This window comes from Streptomyces sp. NPDC041796 (assembly GCF_055590785.1).
In genome coordinates this window covers 102012-121039 of record NZ_JBVJAH010000009.1, presented here as the reverse complement: position 1 = coordinate 121039, position 19028 = coordinate 102012, and the positions used below count along the sequence as shown (strand labels likewise).

Genomic DNA, 19028 nt, shown 5'->3' with positions numbered 1-19028 from the left:
CCCTGCGCGGCCTCGTCACCCTCACAACGTGCAGCAACAGCCCAGCGTTCAACAGGAGAACCGCAATGAAGCGCACCGCGCGCGCCTTCTGGCTCCGCTCCCCCGGCCACGGCGAGATACGCGAGGTGGACCTGCCCCGGCCGGCGGACGACGACGTCGTCGTCCGCACCCTGTTCTCCGGCGTGAGCCGGGGCACCGAGGGCCTGGTCTTCCGGGGCGGCGTACCGGAGAGCCAGCACACGGCGATGCGGGCGCCGTTCCAGGACGGCGAGTTCCCCGGACCCGTCAAATACGGGTACCTCAACGTGGGTCTGGTCGAGGAGGGCCCACCGCACCTGGTCGGCCGGACGGTCTTCTGCCTCTACCCGCACCAGACCCGGTACGTCGTCCCGGCCGGCGCGGTGACCCCCGTGCCGGACGCGGTGCCCGCGGCGCGGGCGGTGCTGGCCGGGACGGTGGAGACCGCGGTGAACGCCCTGTGGGACGCCGCGCCGCTGGTCGGTGACCGGATCGCGGTCGTCGGAGCCGGGATGATCGGCTGTTCGGTCGCCGCCCTGCTCGCCCGCTTCCCCGGGGTGCGCGTCCAGCTGGTCGACGCCGACCCCGCCCGGGCGGCCGTCGCCGCCGCTCTGGGCGTGGACTTCGCCCTCCCGCCGGACGCCCTGGGCGGCTGTGACCTCGCCGTCCACGCGAGCGCCACCGAGGCGGGGCTCGTCCGCTCGCTGGAACTCCTCGCTCCGGAGGGGACGGTGCTGGAGCTCAGCTGGTACGGGGACCGGCGCGTGAGCCTCCCGCTGGGTGAGGCGTTCCACTCGGGCCGTCTGGTCGTACGCGGCAGCCAGGTGGGCCGGGTGTCCGAGGCGCGGCGCTCCCGCCGGACCTTCGCCGACCGGCTGGCCCTCTCGCTCGACCTGCTCGCCGACCCGGTCTTCGACGCCCTGGTGACCGGCGAGTGCGCCTTCGAGGAGCTGCCGTCGGTGCTGCGCGGGATCGCGGCGGGTGACCTGCCCGGACTGTGCCACCGGGTGCGGTACGGCACGGCGGACGGCGCCACGGAGTCCGGCTGAACGCACGGCGTGTGCGGACCGTAGTAACGACAGGGGCCGTAGAGCGGCCGCATCGAAGGACCCGGAGGTCACAGCCGTTGTTCAGTGTCACAGTCCGCGAGCACCTCATGATCGCTCACAGCTTCCGCGGGGAGGTGTTCGGGCCCGCGCAGCGTCTGCACGGCGCGACGTTCCTCGTGGACGCCACCTTCCGCCGTGCCGAGCTGGATGCCGACAACATCGTCGTCGACATCGGTCTCGCCACGAAGGAGCTCGGCGGTGTGGTGGCCGAGTTCAACTACCGCAATCTCGACGAGGTGGCCGAGTTCAAGGGCGTCAACACCTCGACGGAGTTCCTGGCGAAGGTGGTGGCCGACCGCCTGGCCGACCGGGTGCACGCCGGGGCGATGGGCGAGGGCGCGCGGGGGCTGACCGGCATCACGGTCACCCTGCACGAGTCGCACATCGCCTGGGCGAGTTACGAGCGGGCTCTGTGAGCGACCGCGCGGCCGGCCCGGCCGCTGTGCCCGAGCGCTCGGTACGGGTGGTGATGCCCGGTGGCGTCGACGACCCGGCCGCGCCGAGCGGCGGCAACGTCTACGACCGCAGGGTGTGCCGGGACCTGCCCGCCGTCGGCTGGCAGGTTCACGAGCACCTCGTGGAGGGTGACTGGCCCCGGCCCTCGGCGGCCGCGCGCGCCGGGCTGGGCAGGCTCCTCGGGGAGGCGGCGGACGGCAGCCTGGTCCTCCTCGACGGGCTGGTCGCCTGCGCCGTCCCCGAGGTCGTGGTCCCGGAGGCCGGCCGGCTGCGTCTGGCGGTGCTGGTGCACCTGCCGCTCGGTGACGAGACGGGACTCGCCCCGGAGTCGGCCGCGGTGCTGGACGCGGCCGAGCGCCGGACGCTGCGCGCGGTGACGGCGGTCGTCGCCACCAGCACCTGGGCGGCGCGGAGGCTCGCGGCCCACCACGGGCTCGCCCCCGACCGGGTCCATGTCGCCGCGCCCGGGGTGGACATCGGGCCGCTGGCGCCCGGCAGCGCGACCGCTTCCGGCACCTCGCGCGACGCCTCGCGGGGTACGGGCGGCGACCCGCGCCTGCTGTGCGTGGCCTCGGTGACCCCACGCAAGGGGCAGTACGAGCTGGTCCAGGCCCTGGCGACGGTCACCGACCTGGCGTGGAGCTGTGTCTTCGTGGGCGGGCTCGGCCAGGACCCCGACTACGTCGACCGGCTCCGGAAGCTGATCGCGCAATGCGGTCTCGACGACCGCGTGCACCTCGCGGGTCCGCGCAGCGGACCGGAGCTCAACGCCAGTTACGCGGGCGCCGACCTGCTGGTGCTCGCCTCGCACGCGGAGACGTACGGCATGGCCGTGACGGAGGCGCTGGCGCGGGGGGTTCCCGTGCTGGCGACGGCCGTCGGCGGGCTGCCCGAGGCGGTGGGGCGCGCGCCGGACGGCAGTGTGCCGGGTGCCCTGGTGCCGCCGGGCGACCCGGCCGCGCTCGCCGGGGCGCTGCGGCGCTGGCTGAGCGAGCCCGGGGAGCGCCATCGCGCGAAGGTCGCCGCGCGCCGGCGGCGTACCGCGCTGGCCGGCTGGGAGACGACCACCCGGAGTCTGGCCAGGGCACTGGAGCAGCTCCGTCAGGAACCGCGGGAGGCCGCGTGAGTGTGACCGAAAGACCTCGTTACGCCCCGGAGTGGCTGGCGCTGCGGGAGGCCGCCGACGCCGCCGCCCGCGCGCGTGAGCTCCTCGACCCGCTGCGGCGGCACCTGGAGGCGAACCGGTCGCGGCAGGAGGCCGTGCCGGTGATCCGTGACCTGGGTTGTGGCACGGGTTCCATGGGGCGCTGGCTGGCCCCGCTGCTGGGCGGCCCGCAGCACTGGGTGCTGCACGACCACGACGCCGCTCTGCTGCGCCTGGCCGCCGAGCGGCTGCCGCGTACGGGTGGTGACGGCGGCCGGATCACGGTCGCGACGCGGCAGGGCGACATCGGCCGGCTCACCGCGGCCGAGCTCTCCGGCACCGGTCTGGTGACGGCGTCGGCGCTGCTGGACGTGCTCACGCGCGAGGAGGTGGACCGGCTGGCCGCGGCGTGCGCGGGGGCCGGTTGCCCGGCGTTGCTGGCGCTGTCGGTGGTGGGGCGGGTCGAACTGACCCCGGCGGACCCGCTGGACGGTGCGATCGGCGGTGCGTTCAACGACCACCAGCGCCGCCTCGACGAGGGCCGCCGGCTCCTGGGGCCCGACGCCGTCGGGGCGGCCCAGGAGGTCTTCGGCCGCCATGGCATGCGGGTGCTGGTGTCCTCCAGTCCGTGGCGGCTGGGTGCCGCCGAGTCCGCGCTGACGGCCGAGTGGCTGCGGGGCTGGGTCGGCGCGGCCCGCGAGCAGCGGCCGGATCTGGCGCCGCGTGCCACCGCGTACCTGCGGCGCCGGCTGGAGGCCTGTGAGGCGGGTGAGTTGCGGGTGGTGGTGCACCACAGTGACGTCCTGGCCCTGCCGGGGGACGCGGGCGGCGCCGCGTGATGGCTCGCGCGGTGCGGGGCCGCCTCGGCATGGTGGCGGGGGCGGCCATCCTCGCCGGGGTGGTGTGGTGGCACGGCGCGGGTGCCGTCCCGGACGCGCTGCGGGGCGTTCGGGGCTCCACCCTGGTGGGGGCCGTGGGCCTCGGTCTGTTCACCACGGTGCTCAGCGCATGGCGTTGGTGTCTGGTGGCGCGGGCTCTGGGGGTGCGGCTGCCGCTGGACCGGGCCGTCGCCGACTACTACCGGTCCTTGTTCCTGAACGCGGCGCTGCCCGGCGGCGTCGTGGGTGACGTGCACCGTGCGGTGCGGCACGGGCGGAGTTCCGGTGACGTCGGTCTGGGCGTGCGGGCGGTGGTCGTCGAACGGGTGGCGGGGCAGGTGGTCCTGGTCGCGGTCGGCCTGGTGCTGTTGTTCACGCACCATTCGCCGGTCCTGGCCGAGGCCGGGAGGGCGGCCACGGGACTGCTCGTGGTCGCGGCCGTCGTCGTGTGCGCGCTGACCGCGGCGGCTGCCGTACGGTTCCGCCGGCGGAAGCCCGCCGCGGTGGTCGGCGCCGCGCCCGCCGCGGGGCGTTCGGTGGTGTTGCTCCCGGGGAGCGTGGCGGGTGTGCTGGTGTCGTCGGTGGCGGTGCTGGCGGGGTATCTCGCGATGTTCCTCCTCGCCGCCCGCGCCGCCGGTTCGACGGCGCCGGCGGGCGAGTTGCTGCCGCTGATGGTGCTGGCTCTGCTCGCGATGGCGCTGCCGCTGAACGTCGGCGGCTGGGGGCCTCGGGAAGGTGTCACCGCCTGGGCCTTCGGCGCGGCGGGCCTGGGCGCTGCCCAGGGGCTGAGTGTGGCCGTGGTGTACGGGCTACTGTGCCTCGTCGCGAGCCTGCCCGGTGCCGGTGTGCTGCTGGTCCAGTGGCTGGCCGGGATGCGGCGGCGTGCGCAGGTCGAGTTCGAAGAGGGTGTCCTCGCCGAGCAGGGTGCGCCGCACCGGTGGGCGGAGCGCGTCGCGCATCAGGTCCGGGCCGGGGAAGGCGAGTCCCGGGACGCCGTCGCCGAGCAGGACCGGCGCGACGGTGAGGTACAGCCGGTGCAGGGCGCCCTCCTGGAGGAAGCGCGACACGGTGACGCCGCCTCCTTCGACGAGTACGCGGCGAAGGCCCCGGTGTGCGAGCTCCCGCACCAGGTTGCGCGGGGCGAACGCGGCGCGATCGGGCAGGGTCAGGACGTCGACGCCGTCCGGGTGGCGGGCCGGTGCCCGGTGCTCGTCGCCGGCGGCCACGACCCACAGCGTGGGCGCCTCTCCGTCGCTGAACACCCGGTGCCGCGGTGGTACGCGGGCGTGCGGATCGAGGACGACGCGCACCGGGTGGTCGCCGGGGCAGGCGCGTACGGTCAGCCGGGGGTTGTCCGCGACGGCGGTACCGGCCCCGACGACCACCGCGTCGGCGAGGGCGCGCAGCCGGTGCAGGTGCTCGCGGTCCTCCTCCCCGGTGACGTAGTCGGCGTCCCCGGTGCGGCTGGCGATGAACCCGTCCAGGCTCTGGCCCAGTTGCGCGAAGGTGACGTGCGGGCCGGCCAGGCACAGCGGCAGGTAGCGGTCGGCCAGGTCGTCGGCCTCGGGGGAACCGTCCCGCCACCGCATCCGGCCGTCGGTACCGCGTACCAGGCCGGCGGCTTCGGCGTCCGCCAGTGACCGGATGCGGCGCAGCCGCTCCCAGGCGCCGGCCGCGTCGACGCAGTGAACGCCGGTCACCGTACGCCCTGCCCGGAGGCGGGAACCAGAAGTGAGAGGTACTCGCCGAAGGAATCGACCAGGGCGGCCAGCAATTTCCTTCCCTTCTCGGCGGAGGCCCGGGAAGGGCGGCCGATGACTCCGGATTCCGTATACGCCCGCATACCGAGCGAGAGCAAATGCTTACGTTCGTCGGCAGTCCAGTCGGACGTTTCATAACCGGGCCGGACCAGTTCCGGATGGTCATGCAGAAGAATGGACACCTCCACCTCTCCCGCATGCATATCGCTGTGTGACGGCGTCAGCACACCGGCTCTTTCCCGGGCCGCGTCCCAGTCGGCCGGACCGGGGAAGAGCGCCATTCGCGTGCCGGTACCGGCCGACTCCTGAACCACATTGCGCAGCACATAGTTTCCACCGTGCCCATTGACCAGGACGAGGTTTTCGATACCGGACCGGCGGAGTGACTCGGCGATGTCCCGCACGACGGCGTACAGCGTGACGGCGGAGATACTGACGGTCCCCGGCCAGTCGGCGTGCTCGTGCGAGCAGGAGATCGTCACTGGTGGGAGCAGGTGCACAGGATGCACATGGGCGATCTCGCGGGCGATCGCACAGGCTATGACGGTGTCGGTCATCAAGGGGAGAAACGGGCCATGCTGCTCGAAACTCCCTATGGGGAGGACTGCGACATCGGCACGGCCGTCTCCCACGTCCCCCGTTGTCGTCTCCAGCGGCAGCATACCCAATGCCGGCATCCGCGGTCGCGGAACGCTCATCGTCCCCGCCCCTTTTCTGTCGTCAGTTTCCCGCCCACTCCGGGAGGTTACCCGATACGATCGGGCCATGATAGATACCAATGACGTGCTCCGTGACACCACTCGCCGAACGGGCGTCGAGCATGTGGTGAATGTGCAGTTGTCCACCGGGTTCGGCGATTTCCGCGCCGCCGGCTATCTGGACCACGACCGGGGCCAGGAACAAATAGCGTTGGTGTACGGCGATATCGAGGGCGACGACGTCCTCACCCGCCTCCATTCCGAGTGCCTCACCGGGGACGCCTTCCGGTCCCGGCACTGCGAGTGCGGGGAGCAGCTCTCCGCGGCGCTGCACGCCATCGCGAGCGAGGGGCGGGGCGTGCTCGTCTACCTCCTGGGGCACGAGGGCCGCGGCATCGGTCTGCTGGCGAAGCTGCGCGCGATGCAACTCCAGTCGGAGGGCCTGGACACGGTGGAGGCGAACCTGGCACTGGGTTTCCCCGACGACGCCCGCGACTACGGGGCGGCGGCGGGGATCCTGCGCGACCTCGGGGTGCGTTCCGTACGGCTGTTGTCCAACAACCCGCGCAAACATGACGCGTTGCGGCGACACGGCATCACGATCAGCGAGCAGGTGCCGCTGCTGATACCGCCGCGTGAGGAGAACCTCTTCTACCAGTGGACCAAGAGGGAGCGCCTCGGCCACCACCTCCCGCACCTGGGTCTGGAGCGCACGGCCGACCCGTCCTGAACGGTGGGATGAGACAAGCTCGCTCGCGCTGCGTATTGCCTGACGACGAACGCAACACCGCGGTCCCGGTCACCCCGGGTCGCCACGGAAGGCATGTACCCCGCCGAGGAGCACCGCCGTGCACGTTGATGACGTTGATGACAACGAACCCCTGCGAACTCCGGGTGCGGAGCCCGGCTCCGCTCAGTCGATCATGGACTCGTTCCAGCGGGTGCTGGACGACCTGGACGCCGCACGCGCCGAACTCCGCGGCACCGGTGGGCTGACGGGCCCTCCACCGACCGTGACGGTGGAGCCGTTGTGGGCGCGCGCCACGCACCCGGAGGACGCCCCCGCGGCCGAGCCTCCCCGTACCGCCCCGTGGCGGGACGTCACACCGTGGCCGGACCAGCAGGCCTCTCACACGGCACCACCACCCACCGCCCCCTCGTGGCGGGATCCCCGGAGCGTCAGGCGGCCACGCCTCGTCGTCAGGCGCGGACGCCTGGCGGGAGTGTGCGGGGTCGGCGCGGTCGGCGGTCTGCTCGTGGTGTCCTCGATGCTGGCCAACGGCGCGCTGACCTCCAGTGGTTCGGTGCCCTCGGGGCAGCCGGTCCGGCCGCCGCACCAGGACGTGCACGGCTCGCGTGACGACGCCGGCCAGGAGGGGCGCGAGACGCCGAGGCGCACCTACCGGATACCGCAGCTCCACCCGGGCGACGGGTCCCGCGGACACTACGACATCGAGGTCCGGGCCGTCGCGGCCCGGTTCCAGGATCCGCCGCCCCGGCCTTGATGACCCCCACGCCGAACACAACGGCCGCTGCGCACGTACTGGTCCAACAACAAGCCGGAACGGACGCGATGACTGATGAAGGACGGACGAGATGACCGTGACCTCAACCACCGGAAGCGGAAGGACGTGGCGGGGCAGGAGCATCGCCCTGCTCGCCTGTGGCGCACTGGCCGCCGGCGGGCTGGCAGCCGCCGGCGCGAGTGTGCTCCAGCCGGAGACGGCACATGCCTCCAGCCACCGGGAGGCCCCCCTGATATCGGGGCAGCCGCAGTTCGACACCACTGATGTGTACGCCTTCGTCAGCCCCGACCATCCGGACACGACGACCCTGGTGGCGAACTGGCTGCCGTTCCAGGAGCCGGCGGGTGGCCCCAACTTCTACACGTTCGCCGAGGACGCGCGGTACGACATCCACGTCGACAGCGACGGCGACGCCCAGGACGACCTGGTGTACCGGTTCACCTTCGCCGACCACCGCAAGAACGAGAACACCTTCCTCTACAACACCGGTGCGGTGGAGAGCCTGGACGACCCGGACCTCAACTTCACCCAGACCTATGACATCGAACTGCTGCGCATGAAGCACGGGAAGGTCGCCTCGCGCCACGAGCTGGCGAAGGACCTGCCGGTCGCACCGTCGAACGTCGGCAAGGCGTCGATGCCCGACTACCAGAAGCTGCGCGACCAGGCCGTACGGAAGGTCCCCGGCGGGCTCAAGGCGTTCGCCGGCCAGGCCGACGACCCGTTCTTCCTCGATCTGCGGGTCTTCGACCTGCTGTACGGCGGTGACCTGTCGGAGGTCGGGAACGACACGCTCAGGGGCTACAACGTCAACACGATCGCCCTCCAGGTGCCGAGTTCGTACCTCCGGGAGTCCGAGAAGCAGCCGGTCGTCGGCGTCTACGCCACGACCGAGCGCAAGAACGCCGAAGGCCACTGGACGCAGGTGTCACGGCTCGGCATGCCGCTGGTCAACGAGGTCGTCAACCCGGTCAAGGACAAGGACAAGTTCAACGCCTCCTCGCCCGAGAACGACGGTGACTTCCTGAAGAACGTCACCGAGCCCGAGCTGCCGAAGCTCATCGAGGGGATCTACAAGATCAAGGCGCCGGCGGAGCCGCGCAACGACCTCGTCTCGGTGTTCCTGACCGGGGTCAAGGACCTCAACCAGCAGCCGAACGGCAAGCCGTCGGAGATGCTGCGCCTCAACACCTCCATCAAGCCGGTGGCCGAGCCCAAGCGGCTCGGGGTGCTCGACGGTGACAACGCGGGCTTCCCCAACGGGCGTCGGCTGTCGGACGACGTGCTGGACATCGCCCTCCAGGTCGTCGAGGGCGAACTCGTCGGCGCGAAGAACGACCTGGGCGACGCCGTCGACGCCAACGACAAGGAGTTCGGCCGCACCTTCCCGTACGTAGCGCTGCCCACCGCCGGTTCCGACGCCAAGGCGGCGGAGGCGGCCACGAAGGCGGACACCACCGGGCTCACCGGCGGGGTCTCCTCGCTCACCTCGTCGTGGGACGACAACACGGTGATGCTCGTCTCGGCCGCGGCCGGAGCCGTGTGCGTCCTGCTCGTCGGCTTCGGCAGGGCGATGTGGTCACGCTCCCGCCGTCAGCCCGAACGCCGGTCCTGGCTCGGCTGACACCGACGCCCCCATGACGCCCGGCAGCGTTCCTTCCCCCCACGGCGCTGCCGGGCCCCCATCCAGAAGAACCAGGAAGGCACAACGGATGCTCGTACGGAAGCCGCAGTCCGCCCCGTGGCAGGGGCGGCAGGGGCGGTGGCGGATCGCGGCGGTCGTGGCGGTGGCCCTCGGGCTCACGGCCGGCTCGGTGGCGTCCGGGGCCGACGGCGAGACCGGCCCCCAGCAGGCGGCGCCCGCACTCGCGGCGGTCGTGCCCGTGGAGCGTCTGGCGGCCGGTGACCTGGGGCGGGGCATCGCCCGCCTGCAGCAGCACCTCAAGGACCAGCCCCGCGACGCCACCGGGTGGGCGACGCTGGGGACGGCGTACGTCGAGCAGGCACGCACCAGTGGTGACCCGACCCGGTACCCGCAGGCGGAGAAGGCGTTCGGGCGTTCGCTGGAACTGCGCCCCGCCGACCGCAACGACGCGGCGCTCGCCGGACAGGCCGCGCTGGCGGCGGCCCGGCACGACTTCGACACGGCGCTCAGCCGGTCCGACCGGGCGCTGCGGGTGAACCCGTACAGCGAACGCGCCCTGTCCACCCGGGTCGACGCCCTCGTCGAGCTCGGCCGCTACGACGAGGCGCTGAGCGCGGTGCGGCTCGCCGACCGGCGGCGCCCCGGCATCCCGGTCTTCACGCGGTACGCCTACGTCCTGGAGCTGCGCGGCGACGTGAGCGGGGCGCGCCGGGTGCTGCTGCGGGCCCAGGACTCGGCGTTCACCCCCGCCGATGTGGCCTACGTCGCCACCTCGCTGGGTCAACTGGAGTGGAACCAGGGCAGGTTCAAGGAATCCCTGAAGCACTTCGCGACCGCCCTGCGGGCCGATCCCGGCGATGTGCCGGCGCTGGAGGGGCGAGGACGCAGCCACGCCGCACTGGGCGACATGAAACGCGCGGTGAGTGATCTCGAAGAGGTGGTACGGCGTCACCCGACGCCGGGCCGGCTCGCCACGCTCGGCGAACTGTACGAGGCGACCGGCCGGCGCGACCGGGCGGAGGAGCAGTACGCGCTCCTCCGGACCATGACCCGGCTGGCCCGCGCGAACGGCGTCGCCACCGATCTCGAGTCCGCCCTGATCGACGCCGACCACGGCGACGCGGCCGGGGCGTTGACGGCGGCGCGAGCCGAGTGGACCCGCCGCCACAGCGTCCACACCGCGGACGCGCTCGCCTGGGCACTGCACGCCAACGGCAAGGACGCGGAGGCGCTGACGTACGCGAAGAAGGCCGCGGCCCTGTCCCCCGGTTATCGCAACGCCTCGTTCCTCTTCCACCGGGGCATGATCGAGCACGCCCTCGGCGACGACGCCGGGGCTCGGCGCGATCTGCGTGCCGCGCTCGCACTGAACCCCGGCTTCTCGGCGACCGGCGCCCGTGAGGCCAGGGCGGCCCTGTCCGCGCGTGAGGAGGCGTCATGAGCCGCCGCACGGCCGGGGGTGCCCTCGCCGCGCTGGTGACGGGGGTGGCCCTCGCGCTGCTCCCCGCCCAGGCGGCGCAAGCGCATCCCCTGGGCAACTTCACCGTCAGCCAGTACGACGGCCTCGTCGTCGCTCCGGGCACGCTGACGGTGGACCACGTGGAGGACCTGGCGGAGATCCCGGCCTCGCAGGAACGCGGGCGCATCGACACCGACGGGGACGACCGCCTGGCGCCGGCGGAGTTGTCGGCCTGGGCCCGGGCGCGATGCGACGCGGCGGCGCGGGGTGCGCGGCTCGTGGTCGGCGGCGGGACCGCGCGTCCGCCGGTGGCCAAGAGCGCGAAAGCCGAGGTGCGCCCGGGACAGGCGGGGTTGCAGACGCTCCGGGTGACCTGCGCGCTGACCGCCCCGCTCCCGCGTGAGGAGCGCATCCGTCTCGACTACGCACCGGCGGCCGTGGCGGCCGGACCGGGGTGGCGGGAGATCACCGCGCGGGGCGACCGGACGACACTCGGCGACGCGGACGTTCCCGGCGACTCGGTGTCCCGGCGGCTGACCGCCTACCCCGACGATCTGCTCTCCTCGCCGCCCGACTCCCGGAAGGCCGCCTTCACCGTGCGGCCCGGCGGACCGGCACTGGCCGGGCCGGAGAAGGCCACGGAGGACTCGCCCGCGTCGGGAGTCCTGCCGAGGGGCGCCGACCGCTGGGCGGAGGCACTGACCGGCCTGGTGGCCCGGCACGAACTCACCGTGGGCTTCGCTGTCCTGGCGCTCGGCGCGTCCGTGCTGCTGGGCTCGATGCACGCGCTGGCCCCGGGGCACGGCAAGACCATGATGGCCGCCGCCGCGGCGGCGGGAGGCCGCAGTTCCCTGCGCGACATGCTGACGCTCGGTGCCTCGGTGACCCTCACCCACACCCTGGGCGTCTTCGCCCTCGGGGCGCTGATCACCGCCGGGTCGGCGGCGGCGCCCTCGGTGGTGTCCTGGCTGGGCATCGCGAGCGGCACCCTGGTGGCGGTGGCCGGCGCGCTGCTGCTGCGCAGGGCCTGGCGCCGACGCCATCGCGCACACGGGCACGGCCACGGCCACGGGCACTCGCACGGCCATGAGCACGGACACGCGCATGGGCACGACCATGACCACGGGCACGAGCACGAGCACGGCCACGGGCACGAACACGGCCACACGCACAGCCACTCCCCCGGGCACCACCATCACGGCCACTCCCACTCCCACCTGCCCCCCGCTCCCGGCCTGCGCGGGGTGGTCCTCATGGGCCTGGCCGGCGGACTGGTGCCCAGTCCGTCCGCCGTCGTCGTGCTGATCGGGGCGGCCGCCCTCGGGCAGGCGTGGTTCGGGTTCCTGCTGGTCCTGGCGTACGGGGCGGGGGTGGCGCTCACCCTCGCGGCGGCCGGGTTCGCCGTGGTGCGGCTGCGGGAGACCACGAAGCAGCGGCTGGTGCTACGGCCGCGGGGCCGGGTCGTGGGGCTGGCCCAGCGGATGGCACCGCTCGGCACGGCCGCGGTCGTCCTGGCGCTGGGGTGCGGACTGGTGCTGCGAGGGGCGGCTACGGCGCTGGCGTGACGGCGGGCAGCGCCTGTTCGGTCCAGATGGTCTTGCCCTCGCGCGTGTAGCGGGTTCCCCACCGCTCGGTGAGCTGGGCCACCAGGAAGAGCCCGCGGCCGCCCTCGTCGGTGCTGCGGGCGCGGCGGAGGTGCGGGGAGGTGTTGCCGGTGTCGGACACCTCGCAGATGAGGTGGCGGTCACGGATGAGCCGAAGGGTGATCGGCCCGCCGCCGTACCGGAAGGCGTTGGTGACCAGTTCGCTGACGATCAGTTCGGTGGTGAAGAGCATGTCCTCCAGCCCCCACTCGGCCAGCCGGGACGCCGTCAGGGTCCGGGCGCGGGCGGCCGCGGTCGCCTCCACGGGCAGCTCCCAGGTGGCCACCTTCTCCTCCGCGAGGACGCGGGTACGCGCCACGAGCAGGGCGACGTCGTCGGTGGGGTGGTCGTAGAGCAGCGCGTCACGCACCACTCCGCACGTCTCCTCGAGCGTGCGGGCCGGTTCGGTGAGCGCGACGCACAGATCGGCCACGCGCTCGTCGACGTCCCGCTCGTCGACGCCCCGGTCGCCGGCCTGGACGAGGCCGTCGGTGTAGAGGGCGAGGAGGCTGCCTTCGGCGAGGTCCAGTTCGGCGGACTCGTACGGCAGGCCGCCCAGGCCGAGGGGCGGGCCGGCGGGGAGGTCGAGGAGGCTCGCCCGTCCGTCGGGGGTGAGGATCGCCGGGGGCGGGTGACCGGCGCGGGCGAAGGCGCAGTGGCGGGACACCGGGTCGTACACGGCGTAGAGGCAGGTGGCGCCGACGACCTGGCGGGAGAGGTCGTCGGTCGGCTCCTGCTCGGCGGCCAGGCGGTCCACGAGGTCGTCGAGGTGGGAGAGCACCTCGTCGGGGGCGAGGTCGAGGTTGGCGAGGGTGTGGACGGCGGTACGCAGGCGGCCCATGGTGGCCGCGGCGTGGATGCCGTGGCCGACCACGTCACCGACGACGAGGGCTACCCGCAGCCCGGAGAGCGGGATGACGTCGAACCAGTCGCCGCCGACACCGGCCGCGGCGTCGGCGGGCAGGTAGAGGTGGGCGACGTCGACCGCCGGGTGCCGGGGCACCAGGTGCGGGAGGAGGCTGTGCTGGAGGGTGAGCGCCGCTTGGTGCTGCTGGGTGTAGCGGCGTGCGTTGTCGATGCAGACGGCGGCCCGGGAGGCGAATTCCTCGGCGAGGGTGACGTCGTCCTCCTCGAACGGATCCAGTCGCTCCGACCGCCACAGGCTGAGCAATCCGAGCACGAGGCCGCGGGCGACCAGGGGCACCACCAGCAGGGAGTGGACGCCCTGGCCGAGGGCGTGCCGCGCGGGCTCCGGTTCCATGGACAGCCACGCGCCGGGGTCCTCCGGGCCGGTGTCGAGGACGGGTTTGCGTTCGGCGAGGCAGCGGGCCTGGACCGTCCCTGGTGGAACGTCCATCGTGTGGCCCACCGGGTGCATCAGGTCCGCACCGTCCGGCGGGACGGTGCGGACCGCCGCCCGGCACAGTGGCCCGACGGTGTCCTGGAGGGGCTCCTCGCCCCGGGTCACCGGTTCCAGCAGGTCCACGGACACCCGGTCGGCGAGGTCGGGGGCAGCCACCTGGGCCAGCTCCCGCGCCGTCTCCGTGACGTCCAGTGTGGTGCCGATGAGGGCGCTGGCCTCGTTGAGCAGGGCGAGCCGGCGGCGGGCGCGATAGCGGTCGGTCACGTCCTCGACGGTCTGTGTCACGCCGAGGATCCGGCCGGAGGGATCCTGCAGCCGGAACGCCGACACGGAGACGAACAGCTCCCCGCCGGGGTCCCGGCGCAGTACGGCCGGCTGCTCGGCGAAGATGGCGGAACGGCCGGTCTCGAGGACCTCCCGCAGCTGCCGCTCCACCGTGTCGGTGTCGCGCTGGATCAGGAAGTCGCTGGTGCGCAGCCCGCGGTGCTGCTCGACCGGGATCCCGCTGAACTTCGCGATCGCCCGGTTCACCCGGAGGATGGTCAGGTCGGGGGCGTGGACGGACAGGCCGATCGGTGAGCGGCCGAACAGTCCGTCCAGCACCGACCGGTCCGTCTCCCACTGGATGACCTCCTCGGCCGGGGCGCCGACGAGGAACCACTCGCGGTGGGCTCCGTCCTTGGTGATGGAGCGGGCGCGGCACCCGATCTCGACCCGCCGGCCGTCGCGGTGCCGGACGGGTACGACCCCGAACCAGCCCTGGCCGTCCACGCACGCGGCGACGGCGTCCAGGACGACGCCCCGGTCCGCCGGGTCGACCAGGAACCCGGCCGCCGGGCGCCCCAGTACCTCTTCGCTCGGGTATCCGAGCAGCGCCTCGGCCGGGTCGCTCCAGCCGACGACCGTGCCGCGGTCGTCCAGTACCGCCGAGGCCGAGCGCCGGACGGCGAACGGGTCTTCGGGCCCCTCGCTGAACGTCGTGACCGGTGTGTCCATCGCTACCACTCTTGCACCTTACGTTGCGGAATGTGCAGTTGATGGTGGTCGGCGCGGTTCATCGGCCAATCCGTGGGGAGCAGGGCCCTGGCGAGGAGCACCGCCACGTCGTCCTGCGGCGCGGAGGGCAGCAGCCTGCCGAGGATCCGGTCGCAGATCTCGTCCAGCGGGCGGTCGAGGTGGAGCAGTGACCGGGCGAGCTGCTCCATGCCCTGGTCGAGGTCCCGGTCACGGGCCTCGATGAGGCCGTCGGTGTAGAGCACGAGGAGTCCGCCGGGGCCCAGCGGCACGTGCTCGGTCCTGAAGTCCCGTACGCCCGTTCCCAGGGGCGTCCCGGGGGGACCGTCGAGGAAGGCGATGGTGCCCCGGGCGTCGGCCACGGCCGGGGGCGGGTGGCCGGCCCGGGCGATGAGGCACTCGCCGGCGGCGGGGTCGTGGATGGCGTAGACGCAGGTCGCCATCTCGTTCTCGCCGAGGTCGGCCACGGCGGCGTCCAGGGAGACGAGCATCCGGGCCGGTGGGACGTCCTGGCGTGCGAGTGTGCGCACCGCGGTGCGGAGTTGCCCCATGACGGCCGCCGCGTGGATGCCGTGCCCCATGACGTCCCCGATGACGAGCCCGGTCCTGCCGCGCGGCAGGGCGATGGCGTCGAACCAGTCACCGCCGACCTGGTGGTCGCTGGTGGGGAGGTAGCGTCCGGTGAGTTCCAGGCCGGTCACGTCCGGCAGGGCGCTGTTGGTGAGGCTGCGCTGGAGGGTGAGGGCGGCCTCCCGCTGGCCTGTGTACATGAGCGCGTTGTCGATGTTGAGCGCGGCCCGGGCGACCAGGTCGTCGATGAGGACGCAGTCCTGCTGGTCGAACGGTTCCCGGTCGCGGGTGCGGGTGACCACCACGGCACCGAGCACTTTGCCGCGGGCGACCAGCGGGACCAGTCGCGCGGAGCCGATACGGGTTGCGAGGAAGGTCCGCAGCCGGTCGGAGCGCGGATCGCTGACCAGGGCCGGGATGTCGGTCTGGTACAGGTTCATGGGTTGCCCCTCGGCGATGACCCGCTCGTACACCGATCCGATCGGGACCTGGTAGGTCAGGCCGACCGCGAGCGCCTCGGACGGGGCCGAGGGATCGGTGAAGGACATCGCCACCCTGCGCGTCACACCCTGCGTCGACGCGGTGGCCTCCTCGGGGTCCAGGACCTCTTCGCGCAGGTGTACGTCGGCGGAGTCGGCCAGCCGGGGCACGAGCAGGTGCACGACCTCTTCGGCGGTCTGCCGCAGGTCCAGGGTGGTGCCGATCCGTGTGCCGGCCTCGGCCAGCAGGGCGAAGCGCCGACGGGCCCGTTCGGCCTCGACCTGCGCCCGCTGCCCCTCGGTGATGTCGATGAGTGAGGCGACCAGGCCCAGACGGTTGCCGGCGTTGTCGAGCAGCGGCGCGTACGAGCAGGACCAGGTCCGTTCGTGCTCGGGGTCGGCCGGGGTGCGGCCGGTGCGGCGGACGTCGACCACGGCCTCGCCCTGTTCCAGGACCTGCCGCATCACCGTCTCCAGCGCGGCCGCGTTGATCCCCGGGGCCACCTCGGGGAGGCGTTTGCCGAGGTGGTCGTGGGCGGAGACACCGTTCATCCGGGCGAGTGCCTCGTTGACCCGGAGGAAGCGCAGGTCGGGGCCGAGCAGGGCGAGGCCGATGGGGGACTGGCTGAACAGCCCTTCCAGGGCGGCGAGCGAATCACGCATGTGCCGTACGGCGGAGGTCTGCACGGCGATGGCCAGGATGCCCGTGCGGCCCTGGCGGTCGGCGGCCGGACAGATCCACATCTCCATCTCGACGAGGTGCCCGTCGCGGTGCCGTACCGGGAGGGTGGCGACCACGGCTTCGCCCGCGAGGACCCTCCGGGCGAGTTGTTCGGCCAGTTCCCAGTTGGGCTCGGGGACGAGCAGCGGTTTCGCGTGGCGGCCGATGACCTCTTCGAGCGCGTAGCCCAGCACGTCCTGGGCGGCCAGTGACCACTCGGCCACGTTCCCGTCGGCGTCGGTCCGCCACAGCGCGATCGGGAGCAGGTCGCGGAGCACTCCGGCGTATCCCACCGCGGTCAGGGGCTGATCCGGTGCACCACTGGTCGACTCGTGCGTGTCCAACGCGATGACCTCACCACCGGGGCGTGACGCCGGTTCATGGGCTCAAACACTGAAAAATCATCTTATCCGAGGCATTACTCACCGCGCGTCGTGGCGGGGTGCCGTACCAGGTGGAGCGTGGTGACGGCGACGAGGACGGTCACGCAGGCGGTGAACGTCAGCCCCGCGCGTTCCAGGCCCAGCCACATCGTCAGCGCGCCCACGCCGACGACCGGCAGCGAGATGCCGGTGTAGGCGACGACGAAGAACGAGGAGACGGTGGCCGCCCGGTGCGCGGGAGGCGCCGCCGCACCGACGGCGGTCAGGGCGGCGCGGAAGGCGAGACCCTGGCCGAGCCCGCCGCAGACCGCGCCCGCCACCAGCAGCGGCAGCGTCTCGGCCCACAGGGACGCGCCCACGAGGAGGAGCCCGGCCACCAGCACCAGGCAGCCGAGCGGCAGAGCGGTCCCCACGGCCAGCCGGCCCGTCAGCGACTGGCCCACGGTCGAGGCGAGGAAGACCGAGAAGACCACGAGGCCCGAGACGGCCAGATTGTCGATTCCGAGGGTGTGGGAGACGAAGCTGGGCGCCACGGCGGTGAACAGTCCGAGGAGCGAGAACCCGGCGAAGGCGGCGAGGGATGAGGGGGCGAAGACGCCACGGACCTCCGGGGGTACGTACAGCCCCTGGGGCCTCGGCCGGGCCCTCGGCCGTGGGTGCGGGACGGTCTCGGGCAGCAGCAGGACGATGACGCAGGCGACGGCCACCAGGCCGAGGTGGACCAGGAACGGCAGGGACAGCGGCATCGGGGCGTACTCCGCGAGCAGCCCCGACAGCAGGGGTCCGCAGCCCAGGCCGCCCATGTTCGCCGCTGTCGCGACGAAGCCCGCGCGGGACTTCCGCTCCGGCGCCGCCAGCTCCAGCACGGTGACCGTGCCCGCCCCGCTCAGCAGTCCGGCCGAGAAGCCCGACAGCACCCGGCCGGCGAAGAGGGCGGGCAGGCCTCCCTCGAACAGGAAGCACAGCGCGCTCGCCGCGGCGAAGCCCAGCGCGCCCAGCAGGACGGGGCGCCGGCCCGCCCGGTCGGAGTGGTTGCCCGCCAGCAGGAGGGTGAGGATCACTCCCACGGCGTAGCTGGCGAAGACGACCGTCACCATCAGCTCGGAGAACCCCAGCTCCTCGCGGTACAGCCCGTACAGCGGGGTGGGGAGCGTCGTACCGGCCATACCGATGGCGAAGACCACGCCCGCGGCCAGATAGCCGGGGCGCCCCTCACGGCGGGGACGGCTGCGCCGGGAGTCGGAAGAAGTGCGGGACATGACGATCACACTAGGGAAGAAAGCTGATCATTCTCGCAAATCGTCACGCACGAAACGCCACAAGGGGCTCGGAGGACGGGCAGTGGGAGAGCACACGGTCAAAGAGGGCTCCTTCCGGCACCGGGGGGCGGAACTGTTCTACGAGGACGCCGGCCGGGGCCCGCTCGCGGTGTACGCGCACGGCGGCTTCGCCGGCCGGGCCGCGGAGGACCGGATGGGCCTGTTCGACTGGGCCCCGGTCGTGCGCGCGGGGCGCCGGCTGGTCCGCTACGACGCCCGCGCCCACGGCCGGTCCACGGGCGAACCGGTGGACGGCGACTACACCTACCCCTCCCTCGCGGCCGACCTGCTCGCCCTGCTGGACCATCTGGGTGCCGGCGGGCCGGTCGACGCCATGGGCGCGTCCATGGGGTGCGGGACGGTGCTGCACGCCGCCGTCCGGGCACCGGAACGCTTCTCCCGGCTGGTCCTCCTCATCCCGCCGACCGCCTGGACGACACGGGAGGCGTACGCGCGGCACAACCGGGAGTCGGCCGGCACGATCGAACGGGACGGGTCCGACGCCTGGCGCGCCGCCCGGGCGGGACGGCCGCGCCCCCCGGTGGTGGCCGACGTCCCCGAGGTGCCGCCGACACCCGACGAGCGGGTCCTGCCGTCCATTCTGCGGGGCCTGGCGCTGTCGGACCTTCCTCCCCCGGAAGCGCTCACCCGGCTGCGCCTGCCGAGCCTCGTCCTGGCCTGGACGGACGACCCCGGTCATCCCCTGTCCACGGCGGAGACGGCGGCCCGGCTGCTGCACGCGGAGTTTCATGTGTCCCGGACCCGGGCGGACGTCCGCACCTGGGGAGAACGCATCGCGGAGTACCTTTCCCGCCCCCGGCCCTGACCGGCCGTCATCCCTGG

At 73.1% G+C, this 19028-nt stretch carries 15 protein-coding genes and 1 pseudogene; 11 read left to right on the top strand and 5 right to left on the bottom strand.

Annotated elements, in window-relative coordinates; translation table 11 throughout:
- Nucleotides 1-65: 65 nt before the first annotated feature.
- From ACZ6C1_RS19815 to ACZ6C1_RS19795, 5 genes and pseudogenes are all read left to right on the top strand, one after another.
- A complete protein-coding gene (locus ACZ6C1_RS19815; protein WP_469242412.1) occupies nucleotides 66-1067 on the top strand; it encodes a zinc-dependent alcohol dehydrogenase in 1002 nt (333 codons plus the stop codon).
- A gap of 77 nt (nucleotides 1068-1144) precedes the next feature.
- On the top strand, nucleotides 1145-1543 hold the full coding sequence (locus ACZ6C1_RS19810) for a 6-pyruvoyl trahydropterin synthase family protein (RefSeq protein ID WP_469242411.1): 399 nt from the start codon (nucleotides 1145-1147) through the stop codon (nucleotides 1541-1543).
- A gap of 53 nt (nucleotides 1544-1596) precedes the next feature.
- A complete protein-coding gene (locus ACZ6C1_RS19805; protein ID WP_469242635.1) occupies nucleotides 1597-2709 on the top strand; it encodes a glycosyltransferase family 4 protein in 1113 nt (370 codons plus the stop codon).
- A complete protein-coding gene (locus tag ACZ6C1_RS19800) occupies nucleotides 2706-3566 on the top strand; it encodes a class I SAM-dependent methyltransferase (RefSeq protein WP_469242410.1) in 861 nt (286 codons plus the stop codon). The genes ACZ6C1_RS19805 and ACZ6C1_RS19800 overlap by 4 nt, the downstream gene beginning before the upstream one ends.
- Nucleotides 3533-4489: pseudogene (locus ACZ6C1_RS19795) on the top strand (lysylphosphatidylglycerol synthase transmembrane domain-containing protein); the annotation flags it as partial. The gene ACZ6C1_RS19800 and the pseudogene ACZ6C1_RS19795, both read left to right, overlap by 34 nt.
- Here ACZ6C1_RS19795 and ACZ6C1_RS19790 read toward each other — a convergent pair.
- Both ACZ6C1_RS19790 and ACZ6C1_RS19785 read right to left on the bottom strand, forming a co-directional pair.
- Nucleotides 4415-5194 carry a RibD family protein gene (locus ACZ6C1_RS19790; protein ID WP_469242634.1) on the bottom strand — a complete coding sequence of 260 codons (780 nt, stop codon included), beginning with the start codon at nucleotides 5192-5194 and terminating at the stop codon, nucleotides 4415-4417. The pseudogene ACZ6C1_RS19795 and the gene ACZ6C1_RS19790 sit on opposite strands and share 75 nt — an antisense overlap.
- A 107-nt stretch (nucleotides 5195-5301) precedes the next feature.
- Entirely contained in the window at nucleotides 5302-6063 is a 762-nt protein-coding gene (locus ACZ6C1_RS19785; protein WP_469242409.1) for a creatininase family protein, read from the bottom strand.
- A 67-nt stretch (nucleotides 6064-6130) separates the two neighbouring features.
- On the opposite strand from ACZ6C1_RS19785, the gene ribA reads away from it, so the two are divergent.
- From ribA to ACZ6C1_RS19760, 5 genes are all read left to right on the top strand, one after another.
- Nucleotides 6131-6793 (top strand): GTP cyclohydrolase II, encoded by a 663-nt coding sequence (gene ribA, locus ACZ6C1_RS19780; RefSeq protein ID WP_469242408.1) that lies wholly within the window; start codon nucleotides 6131-6133, stop codon nucleotides 6791-6793.
- Between the two features lie 118 nt (nucleotides 6794-6911).
- Nucleotides 6912-7568, top strand: a complete 657-nt coding sequence (locus tag ACZ6C1_RS19775; protein WP_469242407.1) for a hypothetical protein — start codon at nucleotides 6912-6914, stop codon at nucleotides 7566-7568.
- A gap of 91 nt (nucleotides 7569-7659) precedes the next feature.
- Nucleotides 7660-9213, top strand: a complete 1554-nt coding sequence (locus tag ACZ6C1_RS19770) for a DUF4331 domain-containing protein (protein ID WP_469242406.1) — start codon at nucleotides 7660-7662, stop codon at nucleotides 9211-9213.
- Nucleotides 9214-9301: 88 nt separating this feature from the next.
- Entirely contained in the window at nucleotides 9302-10675 is a 1374-nt protein-coding gene (locus ACZ6C1_RS19765) for a tetratricopeptide repeat protein (RefSeq protein ID WP_469242405.1), read from the top strand.
- On the top strand, nucleotides 10672-12258 hold the full coding sequence (locus tag ACZ6C1_RS19760) for a HoxN/HupN/NixA family nickel/cobalt transporter (RefSeq protein WP_469242404.1): 1587 nt from the start codon (nucleotides 10672-10674) through the stop codon (nucleotides 12256-12258). The genes ACZ6C1_RS19765 and ACZ6C1_RS19760 overlap by 4 nt, the downstream gene beginning before the upstream one ends.
- Here ACZ6C1_RS19760 and ACZ6C1_RS19755 read toward each other — a convergent pair.
- From ACZ6C1_RS19755 to ACZ6C1_RS19745, 3 genes are all read right to left on the bottom strand, one after another.
- A complete protein-coding gene (locus tag ACZ6C1_RS19755; protein ID WP_469242403.1) occupies nucleotides 12242-14695 on the bottom strand; it encodes a SpoIIE family protein phosphatase in 2454 nt (817 codons plus the stop codon). The two genes, ACZ6C1_RS19760 and ACZ6C1_RS19755, sit on opposite strands and share 17 nt — an antisense overlap.
- A 2-nt stretch (nucleotides 14696-14697) precedes the next feature.
- Nucleotides 14698-16827, bottom strand: coding sequence for a SpoIIE family protein phosphatase (locus ACZ6C1_RS19750; RefSeq protein ID WP_469242402.1), 2130 nt, complete (start codon nucleotides 16825-16827; stop codon nucleotides 14698-14700).
- 74 nt (nucleotides 16828-16901) lie between these two features.
- Nucleotides 16902-18125 carry an MFS transporter gene (locus ACZ6C1_RS19745; RefSeq protein WP_469242401.1) on the bottom strand — a complete coding sequence of 408 codons (1224 nt, stop codon included), beginning with the start codon at nucleotides 18123-18125 and terminating at the stop codon, nucleotides 16902-16904.
- A gap of 82 nt (nucleotides 18126-18207) precedes the next feature.
- Between ACZ6C1_RS19745 and ACZ6C1_RS19740 the strand changes: the two genes are divergently transcribed.
- Complete coding sequence (locus ACZ6C1_RS19740) at nucleotides 18208-19011, top strand: alpha/beta fold hydrolase (protein ID WP_469242400.1); 804 nt, start codon at nucleotides 18208-18210, stop codon at nucleotides 19009-19011.
- The last annotated feature ends 17 nt before the right edge of the window (nucleotides 19012-19028 follow it).

Bases quoted from the DNA above. Each gene is read 5' to 3' on its own strand.
- ACZ6C1_RS19815 (WP_469242412.1), top strand. From the start codon at position 66: ATGAAGCGCACCGCGCGCGCCTTCTGGCTCCGCTCCCCCGGCCACGGC.
- ACZ6C1_RS19805 (WP_469242635.1), top strand. From the start codon at position 1,597: ATGCCCGGTGGCGTCGACGACCCGGCCGCGCCGAGCGGCGGCAACGTC.
- ACZ6C1_RS19790 (WP_469242634.1), bottom strand. From the start codon at position 5,194: ATGCGGTGGCGGGACGGTTCCCCCGAGGCCGACGACCTGGCCGACCGC.
- ACZ6C1_RS19785 (WP_469242409.1), bottom strand. From the start codon at position 6,063: ATGAGCGTTCCGCGACCGCGGATGCCGGCATTGGGTATGCTGCCGCTG.
- ribA (WP_469242408.1), top strand. From the start codon at position 6,131: ATGATAGATACCAATGACGTGCTCCGTGACACCACTCGCCGAACGGGC.
- ACZ6C1_RS19770 (WP_469242406.1), top strand. From the start codon at position 7,660: ATGACCGTGACCTCAACCACCGGAAGCGGAAGGACGTGGCGGGGCAGG.
- ACZ6C1_RS19765 (WP_469242405.1), top strand. From the start codon at position 9,302: ATGCTCGTACGGAAGCCGCAGTCCGCCCCGTGGCAGGGGCGGCAGGGG.
- ACZ6C1_RS19760 (WP_469242404.1), top strand. From the start codon at position 10,672: ATGAGCCGCCGCACGGCCGGGGGTGCCCTCGCCGCGCTGGTGACGGGG.
- ACZ6C1_RS19755 (WP_469242403.1), bottom strand. From the start codon at position 14,695: ATGGACACACCGGTCACGACGTTCAGCGAGGGGCCCGAAGACCCGTTC.
- ACZ6C1_RS19745 (WP_469242401.1), bottom strand. From the start codon at position 18,125: ATGTCCCGCACTTCTTCCGACTCCCGGCGCAGCCGTCCCCGCCGTGAG.